This window comes from Winogradskyella undariae (assembly GCF_013285155.1).
GTDB classification, from domain to species: domain Bacteria; phylum Bacteroidota; class Bacteroidia; order Flavobacteriales; family Flavobacteriaceae; genus Winogradskyella; species Winogradskyella undariae.
Genome location: NZ_JABTEL010000050.1, coordinates 1 through 1,051, shown reverse-complemented (window position 1 = coordinate 1,051; position 1,051 = coordinate 1). Strand labels below are relative to the sequence as shown.

1 protein-coding gene is annotated in these 1,051 nt (G+C 34.3%); it reads left to right on the top strand.

From position 1 onward, the window contains the following. Positions 1-94 precede the first annotated feature (94 nt). Positions 95-1,051: IS110 family RNA-guided transposase (locus HSX10_RS18615; RefSeq protein WP_173589759.1), on the top strand; the 957-nt coding region annotated here is incomplete at its 3' end.

Below are 1,051 nucleotides of genomic sequence, written 5' to 3'. Positions count from 1 at the left end.
CTACACAGATTTCGTACAGTTCTATGAGGCGTTTAGACCTCGATTTTAAGTCGTTGAAACTCGCGTAGCTTGTCCTTTCAAAAAACATTTTCTTATGAATAAAGATATAAAATATTTTGGACTTGACATCAGTCATTTAGTTTTTGATGTTACCGATTCCCAAGGGAATTATTATCAGTTTAAAAACAGTATTTCGGGCTTTAAAAAGTTTGTAAAACTCTTAGATGTTAATAGTCATTGCGTCATGGAAGCCACAGGGTATTATCACTACCAATTGGCCTATTATTTGCAGGAAGAAGGTATTAAAGTTTCGGTAGAAAATCCATTGGCAGTAAAACGTTTTATTCAGATGAAACTATCAAAAATCAAGACCGATAAAAGCGATTCTAAACTAATATGTGAATATGCAGAACATGTAGAATTAAAGCTTTGGAAAGGCAACTCAAAGCATCAGTTAGAATGCCTTCAAATGACCAGACTCCTTTCTGTATATACAAAACAAAGCACTATGCTTAAAAATAAATTACACGGAGAAGCTGTTTTAGGAAACCCGAGTAAAGCAGTTGTGAGTTCTTTAAAACGAAACTTAAAACAGGTTCAAAAAGAGATGAAAACTATGGAAGATAAATTACTTGTTTTAGTAAAAGCAGCACATCAAGAGGTTTTAACGCGCTTAAAAAGTATTCCAGGAATTGGACCAAAAACAGCACTAATGTTAGTGGTTTTAACCGATGGCTTTGATCGTTTTACAAGCGGCAGTGAATTGTGTAGTTACGCAGGTTTAACTCCGGTGATCCGACAAAGTGGAAGTAGTGTAAAAGGACGTCCGCGAATCAGTAAAATAGGAAATCAAAAGCTTAGAAATTTATTATTTATGTGCAGTTTTAATGCTTGTAAATATAACCATGCTTGCAAAGCAATTTATGAGCGATTGGTCTCCAAAGGAAAGAGCAAAAAATTAGCCTTAATAGCGGTTTGTAATAAGCTTTTAAAACAGGCTTTTGCTATCGCAAAATCTGGTCTAACCTATGATAATAATTACAGAAGTACT